General features: G+C 42.0%; 22 protein-coding genes. 17 read left to right on the top strand and 5 right to left on the bottom strand.

All coding sequences use genetic code 11. From position 1 onward, the window contains the following. The first annotated feature begins 27 nt into the window (after positions 1-27). From OK344_RS09755 to OK344_RS09730, 6 genes are all read left to right on the top strand, one after another. Positions 28-1,419: a tetratricopeptide repeat protein gene (locus tag OK344_RS09755; protein ID WP_265144615.1), complete on the top strand. Its 1,392-nt coding sequence runs from the start codon at positions 28-30 to the stop codon at positions 1,417-1,419. Positions 1,420-1,588: 169 nt separating this feature from the next. Then, complete coding sequence (locus OK344_RS09750; RefSeq protein ID WP_265144614.1) at positions 1,589-3,361, top strand: aminopeptidase P family protein; 1,773 nt, start codon at positions 1,589-1,591, stop codon at positions 3,359-3,361. A 258-nt stretch (positions 3,362-3,619) separates the two neighbouring features. Further along, on the top strand, positions 3,620-5,002 hold the full coding sequence (mnmE, locus tag OK344_RS09745) for a tRNA uridine-5-carboxymethylaminomethyl(34) synthesis GTPase MnmE (RefSeq protein WP_265144613.1): 1,383 nt from the start codon (positions 3,620-3,622) through the stop codon (positions 5,000-5,002). 168 nt (positions 5,003-5,170) lie between these two features. Continuing rightward, on the top strand, positions 5,171-5,581 hold the full coding sequence (locus tag OK344_RS09740; protein WP_265144612.1) for an Rrf2 family transcriptional regulator: 411 nt from the start codon (positions 5,171-5,173) through the stop codon (positions 5,579-5,581). 54 nt (positions 5,582-5,635) lie between these two features. After that, positions 5,636-6,283 (top strand): NAD(P)-dependent oxidoreductase, encoded by a 648-nt coding sequence (locus tag OK344_RS09735; protein WP_265144611.1) that lies wholly within the window; start codon positions 5,636-5,638, stop codon positions 6,281-6,283. Between the two features lie 18 nt (positions 6,284-6,301). After that, positions 6,302-7,249 carry an aldo/keto reductase gene (locus tag OK344_RS09730; RefSeq protein WP_265144610.1) on the top strand — a complete coding sequence of 316 codons (948 nt, stop codon included), beginning with the start codon at positions 6,302-6,304 and terminating at the stop codon, positions 7,247-7,249. A 58-nt stretch (positions 7,250-7,307) separates the two neighbouring features. Here the strand turns inward: OK344_RS09730 and OK344_RS09725 are convergent, their stop codons facing one another. Next, a complete protein-coding gene (locus OK344_RS09725) occupies positions 7,308-7,526 on the bottom strand; it encodes a hypothetical protein (protein WP_265144609.1) in 219 nt (72 codons plus the stop codon). Positions 7,527-7,755: 229 nt separating this feature from the next. On the opposite strand from OK344_RS09725, the gene OK344_RS09720 reads away from it, so the two are divergent. The 9 genes from OK344_RS09720 (at position 7,756) to OK344_RS09680 (ending at position 13,814) form a co-directional block, all read left to right on the top strand. Continuing rightward, the gene (locus tag OK344_RS09720; RefSeq protein WP_265144608.1) at positions 7,756-8,100 is read left to right on the top strand and encodes a universal stress protein; all 345 of its coding nucleotides are present in this window, start codon (positions 7,756-7,758) and stop codon (positions 8,098-8,100) included. Between the two features lie 120 nt (positions 8,101-8,220). Next, positions 8,221-8,661, top strand: a complete 441-nt coding sequence (locus OK344_RS09715; RefSeq protein ID WP_265144607.1) for a universal stress protein — start codon at positions 8,221-8,223, stop codon at positions 8,659-8,661. 14 nt (positions 8,662-8,675) lie between these two features. After that, positions 8,676-9,110 carry a GNAT family N-acetyltransferase gene (locus tag OK344_RS09710; protein ID WP_265144606.1) on the top strand — a complete coding sequence of 145 codons (435 nt, stop codon included), beginning with the start codon at positions 8,676-8,678 and terminating at the stop codon, positions 9,108-9,110. Between the two features lie 5 nt (positions 9,111-9,115). Then, positions 9,116-10,216: an alanine racemase gene (locus OK344_RS09705; RefSeq protein ID WP_265144605.1), complete on the top strand. Its 1,101-nt coding sequence runs from the start codon at positions 9,116-9,118 to the stop codon at positions 10,214-10,216. Between the two features lie 131 nt (positions 10,217-10,347). Continuing rightward, positions 10,348-11,232: a helix-turn-helix domain-containing protein gene (locus OK344_RS09700; RefSeq protein WP_265144604.1), complete on the top strand. Its 885-nt coding sequence runs from the start codon at positions 10,348-10,350 to the stop codon at positions 11,230-11,232. An 11-nt stretch (positions 11,233-11,243) separates the two neighbouring features. Further along, complete coding sequence (locus tag OK344_RS09695) at positions 11,244-11,450, top strand: hypothetical protein (RefSeq protein WP_088469023.1); 207 nt, start codon at positions 11,244-11,246, stop codon at positions 11,448-11,450. A 202-nt stretch (positions 11,451-11,652) separates the two neighbouring features. Then, the gene (locus OK344_RS09690; RefSeq protein WP_265144603.1) at positions 11,653-11,778 is read left to right on the top strand and encodes a mechanosensitive ion channel family protein; all 126 of its coding nucleotides are present in this window, start codon (positions 11,653-11,655) and stop codon (positions 11,776-11,778) included. 45 nt (positions 11,779-11,823) lie between these two features. Further along, complete coding sequence (locus OK344_RS09685; RefSeq protein ID WP_265144602.1) at positions 11,824-12,498, top strand: mechanosensitive ion channel family protein; 675 nt, start codon at positions 11,824-11,826, stop codon at positions 12,496-12,498. A 32-nt stretch (positions 12,499-12,530) separates the two neighbouring features. Beyond that, complete coding sequence (locus OK344_RS09680) at positions 12,531-13,814, top strand: TIGR00341 family protein (RefSeq protein WP_265144601.1); 1,284 nt, start codon at positions 12,531-12,533, stop codon at positions 13,812-13,814. Positions 13,815-13,910: 96 nt separating this feature from the next. On the opposite strand, the gene OK344_RS13445 is transcribed toward OK344_RS09680, so the two are convergent. The 4 genes from OK344_RS13445 to OK344_RS09665 form a co-directional block, all read right to left on the bottom strand. Beyond that, positions 13,911-14,003 carry a helix-turn-helix domain-containing protein gene (locus OK344_RS13445; RefSeq protein WP_407936710.1) on the bottom strand — a complete coding sequence of 31 codons (93 nt, stop codon included), beginning with the start codon at positions 14,001-14,003 and terminating at the stop codon, positions 13,911-13,913. Positions 14,004-14,028: 25 nt separating this feature from the next. Beyond that, on the bottom strand, positions 14,029-14,373 hold the full coding sequence (locus OK344_RS09675; protein ID WP_265144600.1) for a hypothetical protein: 345 nt from the start codon (positions 14,371-14,373) through the stop codon (positions 14,029-14,031). 23 nt (positions 14,374-14,396) lie between these two features. Beyond that, positions 14,397-14,636 (bottom strand): hypothetical protein, encoded by a 240-nt coding sequence (locus OK344_RS09670; RefSeq protein WP_265144599.1) that lies wholly within the window; start codon positions 14,634-14,636, stop codon positions 14,397-14,399. A gap of 893 nt (positions 14,637-15,529) precedes the next feature. After that, complete coding sequence (locus OK344_RS09665; RefSeq protein WP_265144598.1) at positions 15,530-15,772, bottom strand: hypothetical protein; 243 nt, start codon at positions 15,770-15,772, stop codon at positions 15,530-15,532. A gap of 735 nt (positions 15,773-16,507) precedes the next feature. Between OK344_RS09665 and OK344_RS09660 the strand changes: the two genes are divergently transcribed. Together OK344_RS09660 and OK344_RS09655 are read left to right on the top strand one after the other, a co-directional pair. Further along, positions 16,508-17,260: a hypothetical protein gene (locus OK344_RS09660; RefSeq protein ID WP_265144597.1), complete on the top strand. Its 753-nt coding sequence runs from the start codon at positions 16,508-16,510 to the stop codon at positions 17,258-17,260. Between the two features lie 819 nt (positions 17,261-18,079). Further along, the gene (locus OK344_RS09655; protein ID WP_265144596.1) at positions 18,080-18,502 is read left to right on the top strand and encodes an META domain-containing protein; all 423 of its coding nucleotides are present in this window, start codon (positions 18,080-18,082) and stop codon (positions 18,500-18,502) included. The last annotated feature ends 752 nt before the right edge of the window (positions 18,503-19,254 follow it).

The following is a 19,254-nucleotide window of genomic DNA, read 5'->3' as shown; positions in this document are numbered from 1 at the left end:
TAAACCAATTTTTTTAAAATTAATATAATGAAAAAAATATTTTTCAGCATTGCATTAGTTTCTGCAACTGTTGCATTTGCACAAAAAAAGGAAATCGCGGCGGCAGTGAAAGCCATTGACGCCGGCGATGTTGCGGCTACCAACTCGCAGATTGCTGCAGCCGAAGCAGTAATGGGTGGTAAAACCTATATGGTTGAGCCTGCTGTTCTGGAGCAGTATTATTATGCAAAAGGTTTGGCGCTTTTAAAGTCAGGTAAAAACGCAGAAGGTGCAGCTTACCTCGCGAAAATGAGCGAACTTGGTAAAGAAAAAATATATACCGGTAAAGACAGCAGCAAAAACAAAGTGTATTATGTTGGTAAAGCAGCCGCAGATCAGTCAGGAATTCAGGGACTGAAAGAAGATACTTACCTTCCTGTCTTAACAGGTAAGATTGGCAACACCATTAACCCACTTATAGAAGCTGCCAATAAAACCGCGATGAATGCTTATACATCAAAAAATTATGCTGCAGCAGCACCAAAATTCAGAGAGGTTTATGATCTCTTGAAAGCAGGCGGGCAGGATAACAAACAGTATCTGTATTACTCGGGGCTAAATTATGCGCTTGCAGATAAAAAGAATGAAGCAATCGAGGTTTATAATGAACTCATCAACTCCGGATATACAGGTGTTTCAACCACATATTTTGCTAAGAATAAAAAATCAGGTGAAGTAGAGCCGTTGGACAAAGTAACCTGGGATCTTAACAAAAAGATGGGAGCAACTTCAGAATATTCCGATTTTACCAGCGAAACTTCTACAAGTATCGAAAAAGAACTGTACGAAACCAATGCAGCACTGATGGTAGATGCTGAAAAATATGATGACGCTTTAGCACTCATTGAGAAAGGATTGAAAAAATTCCCGTCAAATTCCAAGCTTACAGAACTTCAGGGAACTGCTTATTACAAATCCGGTAAGATGGATCAGTTTATTGCAAACCTGAAAGTTCAGACCGAAAAAAATCCTTCAGATGCCAATAACTGGTACAACCTGGGAGTTCTTCAGAGCAAGGATCCTGCAACAGAGGCAGAAGCAGTGAAGTCGTACAAAAAAGCTGTAGAGTTGAATCCGGCTTTCGCTCAGGCGTGGCAAAACCTTACCTATGTTACTATGGGTGACGATGCCAAAGCGATTGAAGATTACAATGCAGCTAAAAAAGCAGGCAAAACAGAAGCTGCAAATAAGATTATCGAGGCAAGAAGAGCAAGACTTGCTGCAGCACTTCCTTACGCTGAGAAATGGTACGAAAGCGACCAGAATAATATCGACGCGGTTTCTTTGCTGAAAGGCTTATATATGTCTAACAAAAAAGAAGCGAAATTCCAGGAATTTAAAGCCAAAGAAGCTGCAATGCAGGCTGCAGGCAAAAAATAATACGTAATCAGTTTCTAACTGATGATGGATGCACCGAAATATTCGGTGCATTTTTTATATTGAAATATCAGTTTTCTAAATTCATTTCCCTCGATTTAAAAGAAAATTTAAGAAATATGGGTTTCTGAATCCTCAATTTCTTCGTAAATTCACACCAAATTTTAAAATTATGACCTCATCAGAAAAAATATCGGCATTACGCCAAAAAATGCACGAAAATCAAATCGACGCATTTATCGTTTATTCCGCAGATCCACATATGAGCGAGTACCTCCCGGAGGAATGGCAGGAACGCAGCTGGATTTCGGGATTTACAGGTTCGGCAGGATTTGTGGTAATCACCGCGGACAAAGCCGGATTATGGACAGACGGAAGATATTTTGTTCAGGCACCGAAAGAACTCCAGGGTTCCGGAATTGTTCTGATGAAAGAAGGTGCAGAGGAAACGCCACACTATATCGACTGGATCATCGCTGAAATTCCGCAGAACGGAACCGTTGCAGTAAATGCTCTGGCAACTTCCAACTCCAATTGGGAAATGCTTCAGGAAAAGCTTTCTGCGAAAAATATTACTTTAAAAGACCAGCCATTGCTGAAAGAAATCTGGACCGACAGAAATCCTGGCGCTAAGAAAAACCCCATATTTGTTCATCCGGTAGAAAGAGCCGGAAAATCGGTCGCAGAAAAGCTCGCAGATATCCGCCAGAAAATGGAAGGCCTCGGCGCTTCGGTTCATATTATTTCCAGTCTTGATGATGTTGCGTGGACTTTAAACTTAAGAGGAAGCGACGTACAGTCGAATCCTGTGTTTTTAGGATATATCATTCTGACTAAAAATGAAGCTAAACTCTTCGTGGATCTTGAAAAACTGGAAGTAGAAGCCAGAAAACAGATGGATGAATCTTTGGTGAAAATGATGCCTTACGAAGAATTCTTCACCGAACTTCAGAACATTAAAAATGAAACAGTCCTTATTTCACCCAACAGCAACCAGTCGATTTTTGAAGCATTAAAATCTGACAATCAGTTCATCAAAGCCCCAGTTCCCGGTAATCTGATGAAAGCAGTGAAAAACGCCTCCGAACTCGAAGGTTTCCGTACCGTAATGCAGCGCGATGGCGTAGCGATGGTGAAGTTCCTTTATTGGCTTACCCATCAGGCGGGTAAAGAAGAAATGACCGAATATTCCATCGGTGAAAAACTGAGAGGCTTCCGTGCTGAAGGCAAAAACTTCGTGGGCGAAAGTTTCGGCAGCATCGTAGGTTATATAGAAAATGGTGCGATCATGCACTATTCGGCTCCTAAAGAGGGCAGCAAACCGGTGACCAATGATTCTTCAATCCTTGTAGATTCAGGAGGCCAGTACCTCGAAGGAACAACCGATATCACAAGAACTTTGGCTTTAGGAGCGGTATCTGATGAATTCAAACACAACTGTACTTTGGCGTTAAAAGGGATGATTCAGCTTTCTATGGTGAAGTTTCCGAAAGGCACGCGCGGCGTTCAGCTGGATGCGTTTGCAAGACTTGCACTCTGGAACGAAGCCAAAGATTACAACCATGGAACCGGCCACGGTGTGGGAAGTTTCATGAACGTACACGAAGGTCCGCAAAACATCCGCAAAGACATGAATTTCCAGGAACTGATTCCGGGAATGGTGCTTTCCAATGAGCCTGGTTTTTACTGGGAAAATCATTACGGAATCCGTCACGAAAATCTTATCGCAGTAAAGGAAAGTAAAACCACTGAATTCGGTACTTTCTATGAATTTGAGACTTTAACGATCTGTCCGTTCGACAGAAATGTGATTGCAACATCCTTGCTTACGCAGCCTGAAAAAGACTGGCTAAACAGCTACCACGAATGGTGCAGGGTAAAACTTGAAAATGATCTGGAAGGTGAGATGAAAGAATGGTTCCTCGAGCAGGTAAAACCGCTTTAAAACCTCTTAATTATAAGATAAAAAGTGCAGTTTTCTGCACTTTTTTTATGCGTTTCAGTCACAAATTATTTGAAAGAAAAACTTCGGAGGTTGTTAAAAAAGATATACTTAGTTATAGCCCCGATAGTAGCGACATCCTTTTTATAGCGCCGGATTTGCTGCTGCATAAAAAGATAAAGCGGATAGCGGGACAGGTCTCCGAATAAAGCCCGAAACCTCTTGCTCCTGAAAACAGGAATTATTCCGTAATTTTGCAGCATGTACAACGACACAATTTGTGCTTTAGCCACAGCCAACGGAATGGGTGCGCTCGGCATCATCCGCCTTTCGGGTGATGATGCAGTGGGCATCGTGAACAAAGTTTTTGAAGGGAAGAACCTTGAAAAAGCCAAATCTCACACGGTTCATTACGGTTTCATCAAAGACAGCGATGAAACGGTGGATGAAGTAATGGTTTCTGTATTTCTGGCACCCAAAACCTTTACCACCGAAAATTCTGTGGAAATTTCATTCCACGGCTCGCCTTATATCGGCAAGAAAATCCTGGAAGTTCTGCTTAAAAACGGCGCAAGGATGGCCAAAGCCGGTGAGTTTACGATGCGTGCTTTTATGAACGGACGTATCGACCTGTCGCAGGCCGAATCCATTGCCGACCTTATCGCTTCAGAAAATGAAGCTTCCAGAAAAGTGGCGCTTAATCAACTGAAAGGAGGAATTACCAATGAAATATCAGTCCTCAGAACCGATCTGCTGAATTTTGTTTCCTTAATTGAACTGGAACTCGATTTCGCCGAAGAAGATGTGGAGTTTGCCGACAGAACGGCTTTAACCCAACTTCTCCATAAAATTGAAGACAAACTGAATGCCCTCATCGAAAGTTTTCAGTACGGAAACGCAGTAAAAAATGGAGTAGCAGTAGCCATCCTCGGGAAACCGAACGCGGGCAAATCTACCCTTCTCAATGCGCTTCTAAAAGAAGAACGGGCGATTGTGAGCGATATTGCCGGAACCACGCGCGATACGATTGAAGAAGTGATACATATCAAAGGGAATTCCTTCCGGCTTATCGATACCGCAGGTTTACGCGAAACTACCGATGAAATCGAAAAAATTGGCGTTGTGAAAGCGAAAGAAAAGTCGGACAAAGCGGATGTCCTTATTTATCTGATCGATGTGGCTTCGCAAGATATTTCTGAAGATGTGGCAATGCTGAAGGAACTCTTGCGGGAAGATCTGGAAACTATCATCTGTTTTACGAAGATAGATGAACATTTGGTTACAAAACATTCACTTTTTGAAGATATCAAGCGTCTTACGGGGAATGAAAACCTCAAAACACTTACTGTTTCAGCCAAAAAAAACCTTAATCTGGATGAACTTAAGAATCTCCTCACGCACTTCGTTGATAATCTGAAGACGGATGAAAATGTTGTTATCACCAACCAGCGCCATTACGAAGCTTTACAGAAATCCCTCAATGCTGTGAAAGCAGTGGAAGAGGCTGTAAATGCGAAAATTACTACTGAACTTCTCGCGTATGAACTCCGAAACGCTCTGGAATATCTCGGCGAAATTTCCGGAGAATTTACAAATGATGAGGTTTTGGGGAATATTTTTTCTAAGTTTTGTATCGGCAAGTAGAGACATTTCAACATTTTTAAAATGGTTTAATGATATTTTTAACTAGGAATTATTGAAAAAATTTTGAAGTCGAAAGCTTCTTCCTTCGATATTTAATTGCCAAAGTTTTTATGAAAATTTAACTGTAACAGTTTTGGCTACAATTAAAAAGAGCTGTATCTTTGCATCATGAACAATACCAGATTTGCAACCGTGATTCATATTCTTACCCTGCTGGCGAAATTTCCCGGCCAGTGGCTGAGCTCTGAGTGGATTGCCGAAAGCATTACCATCAATCCCGTGATTGTCCGGAAAGAGCTTGCTGTTTTGCATCAAATGGGCTGGATTGTGAGTAAAAAAGGCAAGGAAGGCGGAACGATGCTTAACATCTCAAGCACTAAAATTTCAATGGCGGATATTTTTAATGCCGTGAAAAATTCAAATGTGCTCGGAAAGAAAAATACCTGTAACGATACCAAATGTGTTGTAGGGAAAGAAATCAATAAAGAACTGGAAAAACTCTTCGAAGAAACCGACCGAATTGTTATCGAATCCCTCAGTAATAAAACCTTGCAGGAATTTGTAGACCAGTTTCAGTAAAAAAATTTACATAGTAATGTAACAAAAAATGTTACATTTTAAAAATAGTACCATATGAAAATAGCGATTATCGGAGCCACCGGATTTGTGGGTTCCAAATTAGTGAAAGAAGCTGCCGATAGAGGCCTGCAGGTAACTGCCATTGCAAGAAATGCTGAGAAAACTGAACCCGGAAACATAAACAAAGTTTCAGTGGATGTAAACAATGTGGATGAACTTTCGGAAGTACTGAAAGGTCACGATACAGTCATTAGTGCATACAACGCAGGATGGACTAATCCTAATATTTACGATGACTTTCTTGCAGGTTCCAGGGCCATTCAGGAGGCTTCAAAACGAGCCGGAGTAAAAAGGCTGATTGTAATTGGCGGAGCTGGAAGTCTCTATACCGCAGAAAACCAGCAGTTAGTAGATACGGAAGGCTTTCCGGAAGAGATTAAGCCCGGAGCATTGGCTGCAAGAGATTATCTGAATATTCTGAAAGAAGAAAAAGAGCTCGACTGGGCATTTTTCAGTCCGGCAATCGAAATGCATCCTGGCATTACCACAGGAAGAACCGGGAAATACCGCTTGGGTAAAGATCATCCTGTTGTTGATGAAAATAACGTATCAAAACTTTCAGCAGAAGATGTGGCCGTAGTTCTTATTGACGAAGCCCAGCATCCGAAACATCATCACCAGAGATTTACCGCAGCATATTAATTAAAATCGAAAAGGAAAATGAAAAAAATAAGAATTGGCGAAAACATTAGTGGAGTAGCACCTTTCAGTTTAGGCGGTAATGTTTTCGGATGGACCCTCGACGAAGAAAAATCTTTTGAAATACTTGATGCGTATGTAGAAGCCTGCTATAATTTCATCGACACCGCCGATATGTATTCCTACTGGATCAACGGAGGTGGCGGCGGAGAATCAGAAACCATCATCGGCAAATGGATGAAAGCCAGAGGTAACCGCGATCAAATTATTCTTGCCACAAAAGTTGGTGGCGAGACCGGCGAGCATGGAATCGACGCCAGCCGAAATCACATCCTGGAAACCGTGGAAAAATCGCTCAAAAGACTTCAAACGGACTATATCGATCTTTACTATCTACATTTTGATGATGGTACAACACCTGTAGAAGAAACTTTAAGCGCTTTTGACGAACTGGTAAAATCGGGAAAGGTAAAAGAGATTGGGGTTTCCAATATTTCACCGGAACGTCTTAAAGAATCTTTGGAGTTTTCTGATAAAAACAATCTGGCAAAATATCAGGCTTTGCAGCCGCTGTATAATTTGGTGGAAAGAAAAGGTTACGAAACCGATTACGCTCCGATTGTTGCAGAACACGGACTTACGGTTCTTCCGTATTATGCGTTAGCCTCAGGATTTTTAACCGGAAAATATCGGTCAGAGGATGACTTTAGCAAAAGCCCGCGTGGACAGGGCGCTGAAAAATATCTCAACGAACATGGTCTGAATATTTTAAAAGCTTTAGACCAAATCGCAGCAAAACATCACAGCGTTCCGGCTGCTGTTGCCCTGGCATGGTTATCTGCCCAGCCCAATATCGGCGGACCCATTGCCAGCGCCACTTCCAAAGAACAGTTAACTGAAATTCTCTCAAGTTCATCCCTGAATTTAGATTCAGCCGATATGCAACTGCTCGATAAAGTGAGCCAATAATTTCAGAATTTATAATTCTTTAATCCCTGGGAAATATTCCGGGGATTCTTGCATGTGTTTAGCGCAAAGAATCCGTATTTTGTGACTGTTTATTTAGGCAAAACTGGTTCTGATTCTGCTCCGTCTTCTGTTGTGGTGGCATGGCAGTGGAAGCGTTGATGCTGTCGCTCATAAGAGAATCATGCTCACGGTTCTGTATCAACTGGCGTTCGGTTTCCGCGTAGTCTGCCGGCGCGGTTCTCTGTGAATTATCAATTTTGGAACAGGAGGCAAGCATCAGTACTGTGTATACGGAGATTATTTTAACGGTGTTTATGATGATATTTTTTTAATGTTAAAAAATATTATGTATCATACTAAAGGCCTTGGGGATTTGCAGATTGAGGTTCATGATTAAGCTAATCTCTGGAACATGACGTTTTACCCTGAGATATACCACGAGCAAAAGTTTTCTTACCATTCATTCGGCGTGGTATCATTTATCTTTGCAAAGTAAAATAATGAAGATGACGAATGAAATTAAGGATATTGTGATTCCTATAGACTTCACAAAAAATAATGTAAACTTTCTGAAGGCTGCAATGGCTATTGCGAAAAGGCATTCAGCAAATATTTATTTAATCAATGTTATAAAGTACAGTTTGTTGGGTACAGGTACTGCAGGCAGCGGCAAGTTTTATTATCATGGAAATGCGCTGCTGGATAACTCAGAAAATCTACTGGCTCAGGTAAAAAATAAACTGGAAAATGGTGGTTGTAAACATGTCGAAACCTACGCCACAGTGGGTTCGGTTGCGCAAAGTGTCACCGAATATGCCTCGGAAAAGTCTGCAGACCTTATTGTTTTTTGAGTAGATTATCCAAAGAAACGTCCGGGATTTATCAGTTCCAACGCATACGAAATTATTACTAATACTTTTGTTCCTGTAATTTCGGTTCCGTACAGCTGTACGAAACACGAATTCCAGCAAATGCTGTATCCTGTAAGGGATACCGAAGGCGTACTTTCTAAATTACAGTCTGTTTTACCTATTGCAAAGCGTAATAAATCAAAAATCAGTCTTCTAGGCATCGCTACCGGTAAAATAAACAATTCATTACTGTCGGTTAATAATACCATAAAATTTCTGAAAGTAAAACTTGCCCGACAGAACGTAGAATATGTCCTGCAGGACGTATTAATTGATGAAAATGCGGAAGACCGGATTCTTCAGGCCTGTAAAAGCTGCGACGCGGATTTGGTTGCGGTAAATGTTACAACCGAAAAACCACTGACAAAGATCTTTCAAAATAATTTTACCGAAAATGTTATCTATAAATCTCATATACCGGTATTATTTTACCGAAAGAAAAAGCCTGAAGATGCCCTGATACAATATGTTACGATTCCTTATCCTATATTCCCGGTTTAACTTAAAAATACACAATGCAAATTATAAAATTTTCAAACACCCTTATCCCACAGTCCTACAGAAATGAAATCGCTTTGTTTCTGAAGGAGCATCTACAGCAGTACGGCGATTCTTATGAGGATATTTCGCTGGCTCTGGATTATGTTTCAGATACGTCAGGGAGCAAAGGCGGGTATCTTCTGGTGGCACAGCACGATGATGTGGTCACCGGTGCGGTGGTCGTCAACAAAACCGGAATGTCGGGATATATTCCCGAGAATATTCTGGTTTATATTGCTACCCATCATGATTACAGGGGTAAGGGCATTGGCAAAATGCTGATGGAAGAAGTGGTAAACCTTTGCGAAGGAAGTATCGCCCTGCACTGTGAACCGGATAATCCGGCGAGGAAACTTTACGAAAAATTGGGCTTCACTTCAAAATATCTGGAAATGAGACTTGTAAAGTAAGATAAATGTCGATTGTAACATTAAATAGAGATAAACTTATACAAAATTTCAATTTTCTGCAGAAACTTTTTTCAGAAAACAATATCGAGTGGAGTGTTGTCACAAAGGTGCTTTGCGGGAATGAAACCTTCCTGAAAGAAGTGTTGTCGCTGCCTATCGACGAATTCTGTGATTCCAGAATATCCAACCTTGAAAAAATTAAGGTGCTTTCTCCAAATTCACAGACCGTTTATATAAAACCTGTTCCTTTAACTTTTGTTGAGGATATTCTAAGCTATGCTGACGTAAGCTTTAATACGGAAATCAATACGCTCAAGCTAATATCGCAGAAAGCGGTTTCGATTAATACCGTACATAAAACCGTGATTATGATCGAGATGGGCGAGTTGCGCGAAGGTGTGGTGAGGGAGCGTCTGCTGGATTTTTTTGCTAAGGTAAAAGATCTTCCGAGTATTAAAATTGTTGGAATTGGCACAAATTTAACGTGTATGAATGGCGTGCTCCCAGATTACGGGAAAATGAAAGAACTGTACGAATGCCGGAACGAGGTTGAAAAGATGTTCGGGATAGACATTGCTTATATCTCCGGGGGTGCCTCAGTGGCTATCCCGCTTATTATGAGCGGGGAAATGCCGGAGTATATCAACCATTTCCGGGTGGGCGAAACGTTGTTTTTTGGAACCAATGTTTATGATCATTCTGATATTGAAGGAATGTGCCAGGATGTATTTAAACTTCATGCTGAGATTATTGAAATTAAAGAAAAACCCAATATTCCGGAAGGGAAGTTAGGCTATAACCTTACCGGTGAAAAGAAAGACTTCAGCGTTGAACCGAAAAATTCCACCAGCAAACGGGCTATTATTGATGTAGGGCTTCTTGAAATGAATCTTAAGGATTTGAAGCCCATAGATGAATCCCTGAAAATTGTAGGCGGCAGTTCGGATATGCTGGTGCTGGATATTGAAGATGCCCACCGGAATTATAAGGTGGGGGATTTTATAACGTTCAATATCAATTATATGGGTTTGCTGAGTCTGATGAATTCCGACTATGTAGAAAAGAAAACCGGAAAAACCGGTCGTGAGCAATTAAATCCTGCCTAAATCCAATAAAAACATCTCCGATCTTCATATTTTTTCATCATATTAAATAAATCATCACACGGTAGCGGTAAAATATACCATTATTTATTTTATGGTATATTTTATCTTTGCATCCTAAGTGTATGATACCGATGAAAAACACCAGTCCTCCAAGGAAATACTCCATAAAGAACATCAAGAAGACTCCCCAGCATGTGGTAGATTTCAATTTTTACTCCTTTGAACAGTTTCTGAAGGATGCGGAACATCTTACAAAATCACACCGGCACGACTTTTATACCTTTGTGCTCACTGTTGATGGCGTTGGTTCGCATATTATAGATTTTGAAGAGTACGAAATCAAACCCAGGCGGCTGTTCTTCATCAATTATGACCAGATTCATTCCTGGAAGTTAGACGGGCCAATCCACGGGAAAATCATTCTGTTTTCAAAGTCGTTTTATAACCTTATTTATACCGGTAACAGTGACATTAGGAGTGACACGGCGCTGGAAAACCTGCCTACCTACGTTGATATAGAGGAAGAAGATTTCTCTTCCTGGCTCTCCGTCTGCGGGCATATTGAACATGAGTTTAAAAAATCTGAAAAGTTTTCGGAAGAGGTGACCTGTCTTTTGCTGAAGACCTGTGTTTTAAAAATGGAGCGCATAGCGGAAAATTCCAACCCGGCAAGCAGCAGGACCGACCACAAAAGTATGCTGGTTGATGCGTTCAAGAAACTGGTGAATGTGAATTTCCGGGAACTTAAAACAACAAGTGATTACGCCCACGAGCTGTCGATAACGGCAAATTACCTGAATTCCCTTGTAAAGGAGTCACTTGGGAAACCTGCAGGGACTGTCATTCGAAACCGGGTCATACTAGAAGCAAAAAGACTCCTGTCGCATTCGGATCTCTCGGTACGACAGATCTCTCTGGAACTGGGATTTACAGACAATTCGCACTTCGGAAAATATTTTAAGAAAAGTACCGGTCTTACGCCAGATACGTACAGAAAAAATTCGATTAATAATTAATATCAATATTTATGAAAAATAACAGTTCAACACACCATTCAAAAAGCAGAACAGACCTGTTTTACCGACAAAAGCCCGAAAGTCTCAAATTAAGACATACGGGGATTTCAACGAAAGTGGATTCAAATTTTGATTCCTTTGGACTTATTACCCTAACCCATATCGAAGCGGAAAAACCAAAGGAACACAATGTAAGAAACGGGAAGGTACGTCCATAAAAAAGTGACCGGACCGGGGGCTGCCGGAGCTGATGAATTGACTTCAGGTCCAGTGGCCTCCGGATGCCTGCATTCACCATGAAGTATGGCAGGCAGTTTGCGTAGGTTTGGCGCGGGAGTAATCATGTGACAGAAACCATCAGTTCTTCAAGGGCATGGTATCACTGATTAATCCCTTCATTGCGGTACGATAAAAAGAAATATGGAAACCAACAAACTTTTACAATCCTTTCAGGAAAGCTGGAACAGTTTTATAGACCGGGTGCCCGAAATCCTGATGGCCATACTCATCATTGCCATTGGAACTTTCGTAGCCAATAAAATATAAGATCTTGCCCGTAACACGATCAGAGGTAAATCCAGAGACCCACTGATGACCAATTTTCTGGTGAAAGCCATTAAACTTGTTTTTATAACGGTCGTTATTATGTTTGCCCTAAGAATTGCAGGACTGGACGGTATCGCCACCGGACTTTTAACGGCGGCAGGGGCTTCTGCGGTAATTCTGGGTTTCGCCTTTAAAGATGTTGGCGAGAATTTTATATCAGGGATCATCCTTTCCTTTAACAGGCCTTTTAATCTGGATGATACGGTAAGCATCGGTGATATTTTCGGTAAGGTGAAAGCAATGGAATTCCGATACACCAAACTTAAAACTTTCGACGGTAAAGTGGTGTATATCCCGAACAGTGATGTCATCCGAAAGCCCGTATTCAATTTCACCGAAGACGGCTTTTTCCGTATGGAGTTTATGGTGGGTATTGCCTATGAAAATGATATCGACAGCGCTAAAAATATTATTTTAGAGACCATTAAAAAACACCGTCTGGCTTTGCGGGACCCCGACCATGAGCCTTTCGTGCTTACCGACGAGCTTGCCACCAATGCAGTCAACATCAAAGTGTTTTTTTGGGTAGACGCGGAAGATTACCGCCGGGATGCCCTGATGATCCGCAGCGAAATGATCGATCAGGTAAAAATCAATTTGCTCTCCACTGGCATCTCTATGCCTGCAAATATTCAGGAACTCAAATGGTATAAAGAATAATGAATTAAATTTGCGGATATTTCACTGTTGATATGAACAAACTTTTTAACCTCCACAACGGCGAAGAGCGCAAAGAAAAAGTCCTGGAAAATGTACGCAACAGCATTTCTTTTTCGGGTTCCAATTTCTGGATTCTCGCGTGTGCCATCATGGTGGCTTCCATTGGGCTTAATGTAAATTCCACCGCTGTTGTCATTGGTGCGATGTTGATTTCTCCGCTGATGGGACCTATTGTAGGGGCGGGCTTTGCATTGGGCATCTATGACTCCGCGCTCCTGAGGAAATCGCTGAAAAACCTGCTTATTTCTACGCTGGTAGGTCTGCTGGTGTCCTCGCTATATTTTCTGCTGACCCCTTTCAAAGAAGCCCAGTCTGAAATTCTGGCCAGGACCGCGCCGAATATCTACGATGTGCTCATTGCTTTCTTTGGTGGTCTGGTGGGAGTGATCGCCGTAACCAGGGTTGAAAAAGGAAATCCGATTCCCGGAGTCGCCATTGCGACCGCTTTGATGCCGCCACTCTGCACTGCAGGATATGGTCTGGCAACCGGTGAATTGGCTTATTTTGCCGGCGCCATGTTTCTTTATGCCATTAACTGTGTTTTTATCTGTATTGCCACCTTCATCATTGTAAAATATTTAAAATATCCTGCTGCCGAATTTGTAGATAAAAAAAAGGAATCCAGGGTCAGAACCTGGATTACCGTTGTCACGCTATTAATGATTATTCCCAGCGTTTATTTTGCCTACCGTTTCTTAGAGCAGCAAAGATTTTATGAACAGGTCTCCAATTTCATCACCAAAGAGTTTGAGGATAAGGGAAATACCATTGTGTACCGAAAGACTTTCTATAACACCAGTCCCAGGCGTATAGAACTTGCTTTTCTTACCCGTAAATTTACATCGGAGCAGATCAGGGACGAAGAAAGAAAACTGGCTGCATTCGGAATTACAGATACCCGCCTCGTGATCCGGCAGGACAGCGCTTTTCTTGCCCAGGCTTCGAAAATTCAGAATAATGAAGTGGCAAACGATGTTTCCAAGGTGGCAGCAGAACTCAATGCGAAAATGGATAAATACGTATTCCAGACAGATAATCTTTACAGCGAAGCCAAAGCCATCATTCCGCAGCTTCAATCACTTTCAGCATCAAAGCAGGAAATTCTTTCCGACAGCGACAGCGCATCCGTGATTCCCGTCGCCATGTATGAAAGCGGGAATGCGCTTAGTGATGAGCAGACCAAAACGCTGCAGAACTGGTTGAAAGCCAGGCTGAAAGTTGATACGATTGAAATTTACAGGAGGGCAGCGAAATAGGTTGAGGTTATGGTTGAGGTTTAAGGTTAGGGTTGTTGCAGAGCAACGGCATTGATTCACCCTATCCGGAAATCTGAACTGCACGTTTTGATTCCGCTAAAGATATCCCTGCAGAAAAGCCAGTGAAATCAATTCTGAACTGTTCTTGCACTGGGTTTTCTGAAGCATATTTCTCCTATGGGTCTTCACGGTGTGGTTAGAAATGTGCAGTTTTTCAGAAATTGCTCCGGTTTTCAATTATTTCCACCTCCCTTTTGGAGAGGATCAGCGCATCGGGCCCTACTGTTTTACGCCCGTTCCACTGCATCTTATGGAAATTGCGCCGCTCACCAATTCCTGAGACCACCACATGATAATTGTTGCGGGGTGTTATATGATGTATGTTGGTGTGGATGTTTACTGCTTCAAGCAATTCCCCGCTTTCAGATTTGAGCGTGGGGAGCGACTGGTGGTAAAACATCTCGTAACCACCCGATTCCACGCGCATGCGGAAGCAGTAGGCCGCTTTAAGCTGCATCATGTGTTCGAACCCGATTTCGCTCATCTTTTCCAGTGTCATGAGTTCTGCTTCCTGTACAAAGGTCAGGTCATCCGATGAATGAGGTCGAAAATGTCCCCCAAATGCCGGGGAAACTCTGTGAAACTATGCGTTTTCAGAATATTAGGATGATGATTACTCAGTGTACTTGATTTGAGCTGAAGTGTGTAGTAGTAATACGCTCCCACGGAGAAGAGTTCTGCAATAATTTTTTCAATGGAGGGGAGTCTGTACATTTCGGTTTTACTCTGCAGAAAACCGGGATGACGATTCCAGACCGTCAATAGGGGATGTTTTTTCAACAGCATCCTCATTATTGTGCGTCATATTTTAACAGTTATGCGATAAATGTAATAAATTTTCATTTTTATACCTCTAAAGTGGTATTTTATTATTTCCGCAATTTTCAGAGTTTTGTCCCGGTCTGTAAATAATCCTCAGCGGTGTGACCCTCTAGGTATCGTTATCCATCAATAAAAAATTATATAACTATGAAACTCTTAAAACTCCTTCTGGTGATTTTTCTTGTCAATCTCACTGTACTTCCGGCCCAAAAGTATAAATATGCCGGTCAGTGAGTTTACCGCGGTTAACATGATCCTGACAAGAATTTCCTGGTCGCCTGTGACAGGTTTATTCATTTCTTCCAAGACCAAAAATTCCTATGGGCCGTAGCCTGTACAAATTACAGTTTTCATATCTGTATTTTTTCAGGTGTTTTTTCCACAATTCCAAATATGCAGATAAAATATCAGGGGGCCAAACTATTAGATTTTGCGCTTCAGATGACTGATTTCGGGCTGGTAATGATCAATCGATCACATCCCAAAGTTTTTCTTTTTAATACTGTGGTCATCGGAAAGTAACTCTTTCATCTTTACTTTAACAGTGAAGGTTGAGAAGTTTCATTGCCGCGAACTTCGTGTGGGAATTTTTTGTATGGCGGATTGCTACGCGGATCGGTTTTATCCCACACAAAAACCACCCCGTCCTTCCGGCATAGCCGCACGGCCACCGATAGGTTGCTTCGTCATGCTTCTTTGCAATTACAGGGTAATATTGCGATATATTTGGTAGGGAGGGATAACAAAAATTGTATGCTATTTTCGTTCTGGAAAAGCGATTTCACATTTACTGAATGTTCATCCAATGATGCCTGCACCAAACTAAGTGAAGATTACTGGAGCGGCGGTTTCGCGACTAATTTTTTAAATTCGCGACACGCCACGTGGTGCCACTTCGTGCTTTCGCTGGGTAAATCCTGTCCTTTTAAGGCATAGATTTCGTTTTCTTCGGTGTCAGCGTCTCTGATTTGCTTTCTGCTCAGGAATTTCTGTTTAAAAATGAGGTAGCCTTTGTTTTTTAAAGCTTCCAGAACTTCGTCTCGGTGATATTCAAAACCGTTAATATTGATTTCCATAGTGCTGTTGTTTAAAGGTTAGGGGTAAAAAGTGAAACGGCTTTGCAGCCTGTTTAAATCTGCACTAAAAACTGTTCCAAAGTTGTTGAGAAAAACACTTTTCAGGGTAGTTATCACTTTGTCAAAATGGAAGGGTTTCTGCCAAAGTTATATTTGCAGGAGTCAACCGACCGTGGGGTCAGAAATCCACTCCAATTTTTTCCAAACTGTTCTCATGATCTCACGACCAGGGGCAGTGAATAGGTTCATTCTATTGGTTGATAAAGAATTTGCCGGCAGCAGGGCGGCTGGCAAAGTCGGCATAAACTACAACAGGCTATTAATGAGAGTGGGAGGAGACTGCCTTTAAACACTTAATGTCTTCAACATTTATCTTATGATTAATTTTTGTGATTTTGAGGTCTTATTCATGATACTTGTGTGTTTTTAAAAAAGTTGAACAGTATAGCAGCGGCAGTGATTTCTGCTTCCACTCCGATTCCGGAATTTTTTTTCTGTCGTGGGGTCTTATCTTCCGACAGAGATTATCCGGGATGCTTTACGGTGCTCGGGTGGTCAACTGTTTGATCATCTTTTGGTTATGTTTATAAAATGCGTAATTTGGCTTGTCAGATTTTTTTTAACCGCATGAAGTCATCTTCTTTTAAAGGCGTGATGCCTATCCTGTAAGCCATTCCGGAATCTGTGGGGATAAGGGATCTTGAAGAACTGATTTCGTCTAAAAAACATATTCTTATGGCAAAGCAAATTGGTCCCATTGTGGTGACAGGTACGTATGATGGTGTTAACTATTATATCCGGGAGGGTGAGGCTCTGGCACGAACCGCAGGTGGCGGCTTTACCCGTGAGCGCATCCTGAAAGGCCGGAACATGGAGCGGGTGAAAGAAGGTTATACTGAGTTTGCGGGCTGTTCGAAAGTGAACCGGGCTTTTAAAACGGCGGTAAAGCCTTTTCGTTCCGGATACCGGGACGGTACGCTGCACCGCAGACTGATGCAGCTTTTTTTAAAAATTAAAGATGCAGACCTATGTTCTGAGCGGGGAAAACGTTCTGTCCATCAGGGGATTTCCTCACCTGAAGGGCAAGCACTTCTTAAGGATTTTGTTTTTACGCCGCAAAAATCAGCGCTTTTTTACTGTCACTATGTGTTTGACCGGGAAACGCTGACTTTCAGTGTGCATGACTTTAATGTTCATCAAGCCGGCTTTCCGGCGGCTGCATCCCGTATGCAGGTGACCGTTGGTGTGGTGCGGTTCGATTTTGAATCGCTGGCCTATCAACAGGTGATCAGTAATCCCGTTGTTATTGACCGTGAATCTCCTGATGCGTCTTTTGAAATTGCTCTGGGAGCACTGCCTGAAGGCAGCGGAGTGCTGTTTGCGGTGGTCAGGGTATCTTTTGAGGAGACTGTGGCGGGTAAAAGGGTGATGATGACGGGTGGGGAAGGGTTTGGGATTGAAGTGATGGAGGTGTGGACGAATGACTGATTCCTGGGAATTGAGTATAGATTACCTGAAGATTAAAGAAGCTTTACTATCGGCGAATTTTCGATTTCAAATGACTATTTTTTTAAGTGAGTTCATTTGAGTCGTCGAACTTTCGGTTTCAAGACTGGATAGTTATTTTACTTTTTGCTTTATTCTTTTGTATTTTTTCAATGGAAGCAGCGAACCGTTTTCAACGGTTTGTCTTGATACAAAAAGTAAACAAAAAAATGACTCCTTTATTAAGTAAGTACATTTGAATCGTCGAACATTCAGTTTCAAGACTGGATCTTTTTGCCTCATCTCTGTTATTGTTTTACTGGAATCGGCGATCCGCAATGGCGGATTGCTAAAAAATTGCAATTATTTCTAAGAAATTAACTCCCTAGGGTCGTTGAACCCCTCCGTTAGGTTTCCAAAATTAAGTCTCTTCGGTCGTTGAACCGCAAGGGGTTTGACTCTCTTCGGTCGTTGAACCACTTCGTTAGGTTTCGGGCGGAAAGAAGGTGGTTTATGTGTATGAAGATTTTTGCCGCCACTCAAACAGTGGAAATTTTTATTAGTGATTAGTGAGAAGGCAGGTTGGGAAGAAATTCAATTTTTGCCTCATCATTCATATCGTTTTGTCTGAATCGGCGATCCGTCTATGACGGATTCTTTACCTAAATGACTCCTAGGTGGGGGTTTATCACTTCAATTTTCCAGCACATGCCTGAGGTGCTCAAAGGTGGAGGGCTTCGAGAGCCTCAGCCACCGGATTCAGGAGTTTAGCATGGTTATTGCGTGAGGGAGCTTATGAAAATCAATGTACCATTAACTTTTATGAAAAAGCAATTTTTATTACTCCTCGGAATCCTGTCATTCATTGTGATGTCCTGCACTGCTAATACGGTCGTGAAAGATCAGAAATTATATGCCAATGCGTGGGAACTCGAATACATCACCGGACCACGGATTACGTTTGAGGGATTATTTCCGGACATGAAACCTAAAATTCAGTTTACCGCCGGGTCGGATATGATCACCGGTAACAGTGGCTGCAACGGGTATGCTACCCGGTTTGCCCTAAAGGGAGACATGATCTCTTTTGCTGATCCTCAACTTTCAACGATGATGTATTGTGGTGATGGGGAAGCTGTTTTCCGCAAAACCATGAAACAGATCGACCGTTACAGGGTGGCCGACGGAAAACTCGAATTACTGACGGGAGACATCGTGATGATGAGATTTAAACCGGCGCTGTAACCGATTACCGCATTTAAAAAGAGCAGGGAAATTTATTCCTGCTCTTTTTTTTGGAAAGAACTGAATCCCATGTTATCTGAACAGGGCATTAAACCTCTTGGATGTTTTTTGTGCTTAAACCACCCCGTCCTCCGCCAGGGCGGATGACACCCCTGGTTGCTTCCCGCCTGTGACGTGTCGCAATGACAGGGAATATGCGGTTCTTCTTTTGGAGGGAGGTATAAGAAGAAACTTTGGCTTTACACCCGCTAAAAACCACCCCGACCTTACGGCAAGCCGTAAGGCCACCCCTATGTTGCTTCGTCATGCTTCCTGGCAATGACAGGGAATGTGCGGATTTTCTTTTGGGGGAGAGTAATAAGAAAGGACGTACGGTTATTTTTTCTAAAAATTTATATTACCGTTTTCGGGTATTATTCGAAAAGTATCCTGATATTTCTTTGTTCTGTCTTTTATAATAGAACGTGATATTCCCCTCCTATGGAGGGGTGCCGGTTCTCTACGCGAGCCGGTGGGGTGGTTATTCGTTCGCATCAGTACAAGTCTTCGAATATCATGCTTTTTTACGAAAAACAAAAAACTACAATTCCAAAATAAAACACCGAAGTTGTGAGACTTCGGAGAGCGGGGTTCACAAAATTTTCAAGTTAAAAAACAGATTCTTCACTTCATTACATTCCGTTCTGAATGACAGATTTCAGACTCAATATATCGTTCTCATTGACTACGTCTACTTTTTGATTTCTGAATGA

It is taken from the genome of Kaistella yananensis (assembly GCF_026107505.2).
Lineage (GTDB): Bacteria > Bacteroidota > Bacteroidia > Flavobacteriales > Weeksellaceae > Kaistella > Kaistella yananensis.
This window is presented reverse-complemented; position numbering and strand designations above follow the sequence as displayed.

Excerpts from the sequence above, each read along its gene's own strand:
- OK344_RS09755 (WP_265144615.1), top strand. The coding sequence starts at position 28 with ATGAAAAAAATATTTTTCAGCATTGCATTAGTTTCTGCAACTGTTGCA.
- OK344_RS09750 (WP_265144614.1), top strand. The coding sequence starts at position 1,589 with ATGACCTCATCAGAAAAAATATCGGCATTACGCCAAAAAATGCACGAA.
- mnmE (WP_265144613.1), top strand. The coding sequence starts at position 3,620 with ATGTACAACGACACAATTTGTGCTTTAGCCACAGCCAACGGAATGGGT.
- OK344_RS09740 (WP_265144612.1), top strand. The coding sequence starts at position 5,171 with ATGAACAATACCAGATTTGCAACCGTGATTCATATTCTTACCCTGCTG.
- OK344_RS09735 (WP_265144611.1), top strand. The coding sequence starts at position 5,636 with ATGAAAATAGCGATTATCGGAGCCACCGGATTTGTGGGTTCCAAATTA.
- OK344_RS09730 (WP_265144610.1), top strand. The coding sequence starts at position 6,302 with ATGAAAAAAATAAGAATTGGCGAAAACATTAGTGGAGTAGCACCTTTC.
- OK344_RS09725 (WP_265144609.1), bottom strand. The coding sequence starts at position 7,526 with ATGCTTGCCTCCTGTTCCAAAATTGATAATTCACAGAGAACCGCGCCG.
- OK344_RS09720 (WP_265144608.1), top strand. The coding sequence starts at position 7,756 with ATGACGAATGAAATTAAGGATATTGTGATTCCTATAGACTTCACAAAA.
- OK344_RS09715 (WP_265144607.1), top strand. The coding sequence starts at position 8,221 with ATGCTGTATCCTGTAAGGGATACCGAAGGCGTACTTTCTAAATTACAG.
- OK344_RS09710 (WP_265144606.1), top strand. The coding sequence starts at position 8,676 with ATGCAAATTATAAAATTTTCAAACACCCTTATCCCACAGTCCTACAGA.
- OK344_RS09705 (WP_265144605.1), top strand. The coding sequence starts at position 9,116 with ATGTCGATTGTAACATTAAATAGAGATAAACTTATACAAAATTTCAAT.
- OK344_RS09700 (WP_265144604.1), top strand. The coding sequence starts at position 10,348 with ATGAAAAACACCAGTCCTCCAAGGAAATACTCCATAAAGAACATCAAG.
- OK344_RS09695 (WP_088469023.1), top strand. The coding sequence starts at position 11,244 with ATGAAAAATAACAGTTCAACACACCATTCAAAAAGCAGAACAGACCTG.
- OK344_RS09690 (WP_265144603.1), top strand. The coding sequence starts at position 11,653 with ATGGAAACCAACAAACTTTTACAATCCTTTCAGGAAAGCTGGAACAGT.
- OK344_RS09685 (WP_265144602.1), top strand. The coding sequence starts at position 11,824 with ATGACCAATTTTCTGGTGAAAGCCATTAAACTTGTTTTTATAACGGTC.
- OK344_RS09680 (WP_265144601.1), top strand. The coding sequence starts at position 12,531 with ATGAACAAACTTTTTAACCTCCACAACGGCGAAGAGCGCAAAGAAAAA.
- OK344_RS09675 (WP_265144600.1), bottom strand. The coding sequence starts at position 14,373 with ATGACACTGGAAAAGATGAGCGAAATCGGGTTCGAACACATGATGCAG.
- OK344_RS09665 (WP_265144598.1), bottom strand. The coding sequence starts at position 15,772 with ATGGAAATCAATATTAACGGTTTTGAATATCACCGAGACGAAGTTCTG.
- OK344_RS09660 (WP_265144597.1), top strand. The coding sequence starts at position 16,508 with ATGGCAAAGCAAATTGGTCCCATTGTGGTGACAGGTACGTATGATGGT.
- OK344_RS09655 (WP_265144596.1), top strand. The coding sequence starts at position 18,080 with ATGAAAAAGCAATTTTTATTACTCCTCGGAATCCTGTCATTCATTGTG.